Annotated in this window: 6 protein-coding genes and 3 pseudogenes; 4 read left to right on the forward strand and 5 right to left on the reverse strand. The window is 57.3% G+C overall.

Features of this window, described 5'->3' with window-relative positions:
* Positions 1 to 68 precede the first annotated feature (68 nt).
* The 3 genes from ACTNB1_RS13995 to ACTNB1_RS14005 all read left to right on the forward strand — a co-directional run bounded on the left by ACTNB1_RS13995 (position 69) and on the right by ACTNB1_RS14005 (position 4,369).
* Positions 69 to 1,154 (forward strand): PfkB family carbohydrate kinase, encoded by a 1,086-nt coding sequence (locus ACTNB1_RS13995; RefSeq protein WP_441170330.1) that lies wholly within the window; start codon positions 69 to 71, stop codon positions 1,152 to 1,154.
* 20 nt (positions 1,155 to 1,174) lie between these two features.
* Positions 1,175 to 2,098 carry a pseudouridine-5'-phosphate glycosidase gene (locus ACTNB1_RS14000; protein WP_441170331.1) on the forward strand — a complete coding sequence of 308 codons (924 nt, stop codon included), beginning with the start codon at positions 1,175 to 1,177 and terminating at the stop codon, positions 2,096 to 2,098.
* A 171-nt stretch (positions 2,099 to 2,269) separates the two neighbouring features.
* Complete coding sequence (locus ACTNB1_RS14005) at positions 2,270 to 4,369, forward strand: 5'-nucleotidase C-terminal domain-containing protein (protein WP_441170333.1); 2,100 nt, start codon at positions 2,270 to 2,272, stop codon at positions 4,367 to 4,369.
* A 665-nt stretch (positions 4,370 to 5,034) separates the two neighbouring features.
* On the opposite strand, the gene ACTNB1_RS14010 is transcribed toward ACTNB1_RS14005, so the two are convergent.
* The 5 genes and pseudogenes from ACTNB1_RS14010 to ACTNB1_RS14030 all read right to left on the reverse strand — a co-directional run bounded on the left by ACTNB1_RS14010 (position 5,035) and on the right by ACTNB1_RS14030 (position 8,973).
* A complete protein-coding gene (locus ACTNB1_RS14010; protein ID WP_002576318.1) occupies positions 5,035 to 6,246 on the reverse strand; it encodes a tyrosine-type recombinase/integrase in 1,212 nt (403 codons plus the stop codon).
* A gap of 145 nt (positions 6,247 to 6,391) precedes the next feature.
* Positions 6,392 to 6,859: pseudogene (locus tag ACTNB1_RS14015) on the reverse strand (tyrosine-type recombinase/integrase); the annotation flags it as partial.
* Positions 6,851 to 6,967 (reverse strand): annotated as a pseudogene (locus ACTNB1_RS14020) (cysteine-rich VLP protein); the annotation flags it as partial. The pseudogenes ACTNB1_RS14020 and ACTNB1_RS14015, both read right to left, overlap by 9 nt.
* A 10-nt stretch (positions 6,968 to 6,977) precedes the next feature.
* On the reverse strand, positions 6,978 to 8,603 hold the full coding sequence (locus tag ACTNB1_RS14025; protein ID WP_002584974.1) for a relaxase/mobilization nuclease domain-containing protein: 1,626 nt from the start codon (positions 8,601 to 8,603) through the stop codon (positions 6,978 to 6,980).
* Positions 8,575 to 8,973 (reverse strand): plasmid mobilization protein, encoded by a 399-nt coding sequence (locus ACTNB1_RS14030; RefSeq protein WP_002584975.1) that lies wholly within the window; start codon positions 8,971 to 8,973, stop codon positions 8,575 to 8,577. Before ACTNB1_RS14030 ends, ACTNB1_RS14025 begins: the two co-directional genes overlap by 29 nt.
* Positions 8,974 to 9,433: 460 nt before the next feature.
* Between ACTNB1_RS14030 and ACTNB1_RS14035 the strand changes: the two are divergent.
* A pseudogene (locus ACTNB1_RS14035) lies at positions 9,434 to 9,611 on the forward strand (MFS transporter); the annotation flags it as partial.

Consider the following 9,611-nt stretch of genomic DNA (forward strand, 5'->3'; position numbering starts at 1 on the left):
AAAGGGTTGACAAGAGAACGTCATAAGCATATGATTAGTTTATAGATAAATGTTTAGGAGGCGATGCCATGACCCAGCGGGAACGGCAGATCCTCAAGTGGATTGAGGAAAACCCCCTGATCTCCCAGCAGGAGCTGGCAGACAAGGCGGGCATTACCCGCTCGTCGGCGGCGGTACATATCTCCAACCTGATGAAGCAGGGACACATTGCCGGAAAGGGCTACATCGTCCGCACCGCTCCCTACGCGGTGGTGGTGGGCGGCGTGAATATGGACATCGGCGGCCGGTCCAACAAGGCCCTGGTGCCCGCCGACTCCAACCCCGGTCAGGTGCGCATGAGCCTGGGAGGCGTGGGGCGGAACATCGCCCACAATATGGCTCTGCTGGGGGTGGACGTACGGCTGCTCACCGCCTTTGGGGATGACATGAACGCCCAGCGCATCGCTGCCAGCTGCGGAGAGCTGGGTATCGACATCAGCCAGTGTCTGACGGTGCCGGGGGCGGCCACCTCCACCTACCTGTTCATTGCCGACGAAAAGGGCGATATGGCCCTGGCGGTGAGCGACATGGAGATTTACGATCATGTGACCCCCGCCTTTCTGGCAGGCCGGTCCAGGCTGCTGCAAAACGCTCAGCTCATCGTGATCGACACCAATATCCCGGCGGAGTCCATCGCCTGGCTGGCGGACAACGTGAAGCTGCCCATTTTCGCCGACCCGGTATCCACCGCCAAGGCGGAGAAGCTGCGGCCGGTGCTGGGTAAGCTCCACACCCTGAAGCCCAACCGGCTGGAAGCGGAGCTGTTGTCCGGAGTGACCATCACCGACCAAAAGAGCCTGGACAAGGCGGTGGACGTGCTGCTGGGCACCGGCCTGCGGCGGGTGTTTGTCAGCCTGGGAGGGGACGGAGTGTACGCCGCAGCCCACAACCAGCGGCTCCATGTGCCCTGCTGCCCCGGGACCATGGTGAACACCACCGGCTGCGGCGACGCGGCTATGGCGGCCATTGCCTGGGCCTATCTGGAGGGCACCGGTCTGGAACGGACCGCCCGGGCGGCCATGGCCGCCGGATCCATCGCCATGGAGAGCAGCGAGACCATCAATCCCAATATGAGTGCCCAGGCGCTGAAGGCCCGGGCGGAACAATTACTGTAATAGATATGGAGGAAATCAATATGAATCTGAATCAGTATCTGGACGTAGCCCCCGAAGTAGCCGCCGCCGTGGCCGCAGGCAAGCCTGTTGTGGCCCTGGAGTCCACCATCATCTCCCACGGCATGCCCTATCCTCAGAACGTGGAGACCGCTCTGAAGGTGGAGCAGATCATCCGGGACAACGGCGCGGTGCCCGCCACCATCGCCATCCTGGGCGGCCGCCTGAAGGCCGGCCTGTCCCCTGAGGAGATCGAGTACCTGGGCAAGAAGGGCCAGGACGTTACCAAGGCCAGCCGCCGGGATCTGGCGGTGCTGGTAGCCCGGAAGGCCGACGGCGCCACTACCGTCACCACCACCATGATGATCGCCCATATGGCGGGCATCCAGATCTTTGCCACCGGCGGCATCGGCGGTGTCCACCGCGGGGCTGAGACCACCATGGACATCTCCGCCGACCTGGAGGAGCTGGCCTCCACTCCCGTGATGGTGGTGTGCGCGGGCGCCAAGTCCATTCTGGACCTGGGTCTGACCCTGGAGTACCTGGAGACCCACGGCGTGCCTGTGCTGGGCTACGGCACCAAGGAGCTGCCCGCCTTCTATACCCGCAAGAGCGGCTTTGAGGTGGACTACCGCATGGATACCCCTGAGGAGCTGGCGGAGGCCTTCCATGTGTCCCGTGAGCTGGGCCTCAAGGGCGGCATGCTGGTGACCAACCCCATCCCCGAGGAGTTCTCCATGGACCACGAGGTCATCAACAAGGCCATTGACGAGGCCATTGCCCAGGCCAATGCCCAGGGCATCCATGGCAAGGCCACCACTCCCTTCCTGCTGGCCAAGGTGAAGGAGCTCACCGGCGGCGACAGCCTGGATTCCAACATCCAGCTGGTGTTCAACAACGCCCGTCTGGCCGCCAAAACCGCCGCCGCTCTGTGCAAGCTGGGCTGAATTTTGTCCTCTTTTGTCCCCGTGGGTGAAAAACCCACGGGGATTTTGCCATATTTCTGTAACAATCTTTCTTTTTCTTTACATTCAACGGCCTCTTGTTGCGCCATGTCCTGCCTGCTCTTATAATGGTGTCATAAAATTATACCATTGTGAGAAAACGAGGTGATCAGTTTGGCTCGCAGACATACCTATCTGACCCGGCTGCTGGCTCTGCTGCTGACGGCGGCCCTGCTGCCCGGCACCGCTGCCCTGGCCGCCGGAGGGGAGGAGACGGCGCCTACCGCCGCAATTTATACGACTAGTAATATGTTTGGGTCTGTATACGCTCAGGATCCTCTTACCGACCAGACGGAGACAGTCAATTACCTGAAAGTGGCCACTGTCATGGCTCAGGAGCGGCAGCAGATGGATGACACACTGCTGCTGGACGCGGGGAACGCGGTATCTACCGGGCTGACCGGCGACGACGGCCAGGCTGTGGCTCTGGCTCTGCGGAGCATCGGCTACGACGCACTGGTACCCGGAATCGAAGAGTTCCGGCTGGGCGCCGGCTATCGGCAGGATTTCTTCCAAACTCTTGAAGCTGATGACGGCACCGGAACGCCGGTGGATGTGCTCTCCGGCAATCTGTTGGATGATCAGAATAAGCCTGTTACATCCCCCTACCAGGTTTACAATTTGGTCCTGGGTACGCAGTCTGTACGGGTAGGCGTGCTGGGTCTGGGCGGAATCGATACCGCCCAGCAGCTGCCTGACCGCCTGTATGGCGACGTGCAGTTCGCCCACACGGACAATGAGGAATACAGCTATCTCTGGGAGTGGAACTACTGGCAGCCCCAGCTGGAGCAGGAGGACTGCGACCTGGTCGTGGTTGTGTGCCATGCCAGCCAGGAGGAACTGCTCCAGTTCGCCGCCAATACCTCCGGCATCGATCTGCTGGTGGGCGGCGACGGCCCTGCTGACAATTATCAGCTGAGCAACGCGGATGGCGAAGCAGTCACTTACGTCTGCGGCGGCGGCAGCGGTCTGACCCGCACCCTGATCACGCGAAACAAAGAGGGGGTTCCGGTCATCGGGGACAGCTCTGTGCTGGAGCTGGATGACTACGAGAATGACGTGGAACTCTCCCGTTCCCTATCTCCCTACTATACTGCCGCCAAGCAGGCCGGCACCCGGCAGGCAGGTACGCTGTCCGGTCAGTGGGAGGACAGCTTTTCCTACACCCGGCAGACCGACACCGTGGACCTGGTGGGTGAAGCTATTTTGTGGGCCACCGACGCGGACGGGGTTTTGATTGCTCCCAGTACTCTGGGAGAGCGTACTGTGGCTTCCCTGTTTGAGAAGAAGAGTTCCACCGCCAAGCTGACCCTCAGCGACTGCGTCAAGCTGGCTCCGGACCTCAGCCCGGTGGTAACCGTGCGCCTGACCGGCACCCAGCTGCGCCAGTGGCTGGAGACCTGCGCGCAGCGCTACAGTGTAAATGAAGCCGGCCAGCCTATGGGCGGTAAAAATGCCGATATTCTCTACGGCATGGACTATTCCCTCTACCTGGGCAGCCCGGCGGGCAAACGGACCGGGCCTGTCTTCTCCCAGGGGCAGCCTGTAACCGACACTCAGACGTACACCATTGCTCTCCCGGCCTCCCGGCTTTCTGACCCGGAATTCCCCCAGTGCGAGGTCCTGTGGTCTGCCTCCGCTGACCGCGATTTTGCCTCTCAGGGCGGAAGCACCGCCGCCCTGCTGGCGGCCTACGCCCACAGCGCCCTTCAGCAGGGCAGCACTGTGGAGCCGACCCGCTCCAGCAGTTGGTTTATCTATCCCGAGGCCTATAACTCTCCGCTGACCCGCCTGGAATTTGTGGAGATGCTCTATGACCTGGCCGGCCGCCCCCAGCCCGGCGCAAACTATGCCTTCATCGACGTTACCGGCAGTGATGCCGTCATTTGGGCGGCAGAGACCCGCGTCGTCAGCGGTGACGGCAAGGGCAAGTTCCTGCCCCTTACCGTGGTTACCAGAGAACAGGCCGCTGTGATGATCTACAATTACGTACGCTCTCTGGGGGTGACGATGCCTTCCTCCACCGGCGCCGTCAACCAGCTGCTGGATGAAGCCGCTATCTCCTCCTGGGCTCAGCCCGCAGTAGAGTTCTGCCTTACCACGGGGATCCTGCCCGCCGCAGGCAGCCGGGGTGACCTCTATCTGCCATCCACCAGCATTACCCGCAGCGAGGCCGCACTTTATATGGCCAATTTGAAAAATTATCTGGCCTAAAACCTCTCTATGGAGCATTTAAAAGCGCTTTGCTTTCACATGATGAAAGCAGAGCGCTTCCATTTTTCCACAGCTAAATTCCGAAAGAAGCGCAAGAAAAATGCCGCCCAATACGGGCGGCATTTTTGAAGCGTCGCAGATAAATCAGCGCTTGCTGAACTGGGGAAACGGCCGATGCGCCGCCTGTGGCGGATGCAGCGAGGCCGTTTCAAGGCAGCGGCCCTGTTTGCGGGTCACACAGGAGCCGCAAACAGGCTTGCCGCAACGTGGGCAAGGTACGACGGGCGGCCTTCAGGCCGTACTTCTTGCGCGCCCCACAGGGACATAGGCCCCCTGTGAGGATCCCCTCCCTCTCTCATCTGCTCGGGCGAAGTGAATTCGCCCGGCATCAAGGTTTTGGGCAAAGCCCAAAGCGCTTGGACGGCGCTCAGCGCCGCCCCGCCTGCGGCGGGGCCCCGAAGGAGCGCAAGAAAAATGCCGCCCAATACGGGCGGCATTTTTGAAACGTCGCAGATAAATCAGCGCTTGCTGAACTGGGGAGCACGACGGGCGGCCTTCAGACCGTACTTCAATCGTCTGAGCGCTGATTTTCCTTGATATTCCGGGCTTTTTTGAGCCTCGGCCCCTCGGTTGCCCTATTCCTTAACCCAAAGAATAGGCCGCTTTTACGAGGGGACAGCTTGATGAAATGCAGAATTTACTACATCGAATAGCTGTTCTGGTTTATTATACTTTACTCTTGCATAGATGTCCATAGTTGTCTTGCTGTTCTCATGTCCGGCAAGGTACTGGACCGTCTTGGGGTCAACACCTGCATACAGAAGATTGGTGATGTAGGTATGCCGCAGCAGGTGCGGTGTCACATCGAAGTCCAGGCTATACACAATGTTGGGATTGTTTTTCTGATGTCCTCCCAGGCTCGGCTGAACAGTGTACTTGATGCTCTGTCCGTTCACATACTTATAATAGGTACGCTCCTTGGTAGACCGAACAACGATGTACTGCCAGACACGTTTGAACTGCGAATATGACAAGGGCTGTCCCTCACTGTCGGCAATCACATATTCCGATTTGGAGGCAGCCTTGGCTTCCCGCAGACAATTCACAAGACATTTGGGAATGGGAATATCCCTTCTTGCTGCTTTCGTCTTAAGCGTTGTAGAGATAACCGGCCTGTTATGCTCTGATCGCCATGCGCGCCGCACAGAGATATATGGAGTGGGTGCATCAAGGAACACACAATCCCATTGCAAGGCGAGAGCTTCTTCCCGGCGCAGACCGGCATATAAGCCGATCATGGTAAACAGATACGGCGGAAGTCCTTTAACGGTTTCCAGCAGCACTTCCACCTGCTGGTCTGTCAGCGAATCTTTCTTTTGGGTCGGTTTCCCTCCTTTTGCCGAAATCCCCTCACACGGATTGTATTCCAGCAACTGGCTCCGCTCTGCCGAGTAAAAAATGCACTTGAGGAGCATATTCACCGTATTGTGCAGGCTCTCGGACTTATTGGACAATGGGATTAGCGCCAGACGAATATCATCCGCTGTTACTTCCTCCATATACATATCTCCCAAAGGCTTGATAATGTAGTTCTTCATATTGGAAGCGTAGCCCTTCAGTGTAGCCGGTGACACTTTTGCGGATTGCATCAACAGCCACTTCTCACAATACTCGGCCACAGTAGGATGCTCCCGGTGGAAGATGATCTCCGCTACCTGGCGTCTCGCTTCCTGCTCCTTATCATACAGTTCCTCGCAGGTAGTCCCATACAGGCTCACCTGCTTGCCGTCTGCGTCCAGAATCCGGGTTCTGTAATACAGGACACCCTTTCGTGTGACGGTTCCATATTGAGGTATGTTTTTTTTCTTCTTTGCCATAATGAATTTCCTCTCTCGCGTGATGATGTATCTACACCTCCTTTTTATCAGAGATTTCAAATTGAATCAAAGATACGGCCAAGGAAAAACTAAGAGCGAGACATCCTTGTCTCGCTCTTACTTCATTTTCTGAATTGTTCGGGACTTACACAGCGTCCCATAAGTCAAAGGCACAGCCCATTGTTTTGACAAGATCTTCCGGCCTGTTGTATTTGACCTTTGCGTAAATGTCCATCGTGATTTTGCTGCTTTCATGGCCCGCCAAATATTGTACTGTTTTGGGGTCCACCGAAGAATGAATCAGATTGGTGATGTAGGTGTGCCGCAGCTGATGCGGTGTCACTTCAAAATCCAGGCTATATACCACATGGCCGTTATTCCTGGCTTTTTCTCCAAGTTTCGGGTAAAGCATATATTTTACATACTTTCCGTCCACAAGTTTTCTGGCCATTCTCGGCTTTGCAGTCCGCGTCACAATATACTGCCACAGCCGCTTAAACTGTGTATAGGATAGCGGGTCACCGTCCCGATTGGCTATCACATAATCCGAAGTGGATTTTTTCTTTGCCTCTTTCAGACATTCAACCAGACAGACCGGGAGAGGAATGCTCTGGACGCACACGCAAGGCTCCCCGTCGTCTAACAGCAGGCAGTTCCCCTCGTCGTAGTTACAGCACTCATGTACCAGCCGCCGCGCCCGCCGGTGCTGGCGGTAGTCCATGCGGGGCAGGTTATCGCTCATGGCTCTGCTCCTTTCTGCGGTGCGGCTCGTCCCGGCGCAAAATCTGGTTGATATTCCGCTTGACGGTCTGCAACTCCTTGAACCGCTGCTTCTGTTCGTGATAGGTGTTATACAGGCCGTCTTTCTCGGAGATAAGCTGCTCGATCTCGGCCTGCAACGCTTTCCGGGCGGGCAGCTTGGTAATGCCATGCGCCTTGAAATACCGGGCGGCTGCGTCGGCTATGATAAAATCGCTCTCATGGGCCTGCCGGTATGCGGCGCGGGCTTTCTCGGATTTCTGCGCTTTCAACCCGTCGCGGGCGGGCTTGGTCTGGGCGTAGGCCAACACCTGCCGCTGCAACTCCTTTTTCCCTTGCAGCTTGGTTTCCAGTGCTTTCAGTTCGCCGCTGGTCTGGCGCATTTCCGCATAGGCGGTATCAACGGCGGCTTCTAACTGCTCCGGGGAAGTAAAGCCGTACTGCTGGTAGACGGACAGCGTTTTGGCGGCCTGCTTCAGATTGTGTATCTTCGCCCAGCGTTCATAGCCCCGGCCTTTGCCCTCGGCCATTTTCTGCTCAATGTCCACAAGCCGCTGCACTCCGTCCTGTTTGGGGGCGGTTTGAGGGGCTTTTGCGGGCTGTATGCCGCGTTTCTCCTGCCAGGGGTATTCAGGTATGGCTGCGGCCTTTTCTATGGCTCTGGCGGCATTCTGCTCCAAAACGGCAAGGACGGCGGTGCGGTCAAAATCGTCGCCCAGCTTCCGGGCGGTGATGGGCTTTGTCCTGTCCGGCGTGAGATAGGACAGCCGCCCCCGGCTCTCCTTGACGGTCACACCCTCCCGCAGCAGCAGAGAGGAAAACTCGTCAAAGCTGGCGGCGGTGGCAAGGGCTTTCCGTATGGTCTGCCGCAGCTTTTCCTTGTTCGTTTCAAACTTGGTCTGCCGGGGCGTGATACCATCGGCAATCATGGGGGCGTTCTGCTTGTCCAGCGCGGCTTGTCCCTTTTTCTGCGCCCAATACTCCCGGTCGGTGATGCGGTTCTTGCTGCCGTTCAAGAGGTCGATTTGGTAAAGCCCCTCCCGGTGGCACATCTCCATGACTTCGGATTTGAAGTAGCGCAGGGCAGCGTCGGTACATCGGTGCTTGCAGCCGGCTTTCGTGTCGGCTGGCCTGTCCATGTAGGGCAGGAACGGCACTTCCTCAATCCGCAGGCTGTTTATGACGATATGCACATGAATGTTGCCGCTGTGGTTATGCCCGTCCGGGTGGGTGCAGACAAGGGCTTGGTGGCCGGGGAAATGTTCTTTACAGAATTGCTCCCCCAACGCCTGCGCCCGGTCTACGGTCAGGCCGTTGTCCGGCCCGTCCCGCGGGTCAAAGCTGATGATGTAGTGGTGGCTTTTCACATCTTCCCGCCGCTGGTTTTTCTCATAGCGGAGATTGGCCCGCATACACGCAACGGCAAAATCCTCCCCGCCGCAGTTCAGCGTAGACAGCCGGTAGTCCTCGCGGGGGATAAGCCTGCCGGTTTCATCAAGGACGGGCTTCATGGTAAATTCGTCATGCTCAAAGAGCAGGTATTGTTCGGCGGCTCCGTAGTCGGCGTTTTTAGAGTTGATATGTTTGAGTGTTGCCAACCGCGTCACCTACTTTCTTTAAGACTTCATACTTGAGGGCGGCAAGGTCGGCTATGGCGGCGCGTACCTCGCCGGACAACGCATGATAGGGCGCGCCGTACTCGTTCAGATACCGGGCAATCTGGTTGAGGTTGCCGCCGATCCTGCCGTACTCGGCTGCGAGCTTCCCGACAGCGGAGAGCAGTTCGTCATTGACCGACGACACATGGAGTACGGGGCGTATGGTGGTACGCCGGATCGCCTGCCGGAGAAATTCCGACTGGCTGATACCATAGGGCGCAAGCCGCGCTGTGAAGTCGGCGTATTCATCTTCGGTCAGCCGGGTTTTCACAACGCGGCTGCGGTGGGGTGTGTTGTATTTTTTTCGCATGGTCGTGACCTCCTTTCTTGCCGCATGAGCGCGGCGGGGATAAGCGGCGCAAGCCGCATAGCAGGGTTTGGGGAAGGCACTCCCCAACAAGTTTCCCGCGAGGGGCAAAACCGCAGAATTGCGGATTTTGGCACCGTGGTAGAAACTTGCTCTCGCTCTCGCTCTCGCTCTCGCTCTCGCTCTCGCTCTCGCTCTCGCTTCTCTTTACATTGACAACACAAAGCCCATTTGCTATAATATCGCGAAGAAGAACAGCCATGTTGTTCTAATTTCAGTATCGGAGGTATTCATATGGCAAACTGCAAAAACAGAAACAAGTCTTTTAACGGCGCTTTGGGCACTTTAGGAGGCCTTTTCTAAAATCACTGTTAGAAAGGGCTGAGAAGTTTGCCCTTCCTGCGCGGCAGTCGGGCTTGTTTCACAAAACAACCCACTAATTCGTAAAGGAGAATGTAACTTCATGTTTGCTAAAAATTCAAAGGCATATTCTGTCTACCTGCTGTTCCGATTTGTCTTTTCCCTGGCGGTTTCTATGTCCACAGTGCTTTCCATCGTGTACCACCTGGAGGTGGTGCAGCTGGATGCTTTCCAGCTTGTCCTGGTAGGGACGGTTCTGGAGACCTCCTGCTTTCTGTTCG

This window comes from Flavonifractor sp. HCP28S3_F3 (genome assembly GCF_052065355.1).
In the GTDB taxonomy this organism is placed as follows: domain Bacteria; phylum Bacillota; class Clostridia; order Oscillospirales; family Oscillospiraceae; genus Flavonifractor.

Coding starts and splice junctions, on each gene's coding strand:
- ACTNB1_RS14010 (WP_002576318.1), bottom strand. CDS start 6,246: ATGGCAAAGAAGAAAAAAAACATACCTCAATATGGAACCGTCACACGA.
- ACTNB1_RS13995 (WP_441170330.1), top strand. CDS start 69: ATGACCCAGCGGGAACGGCAGATCCTCAAGTGGATTGAGGAAAACCCC.
- ACTNB1_RS14000 (WP_441170331.1), top strand. CDS start 1,175: ATGAATCTGAATCAGTATCTGGACGTAGCCCCCGAAGTAGCCGCCGCC.
- ACTNB1_RS14030 (WP_002584975.1), bottom strand. CDS start 8,973: ATGCGAAAAAAATACAACACACCCCACCGCAGCCGCGTTGTGAAAACC.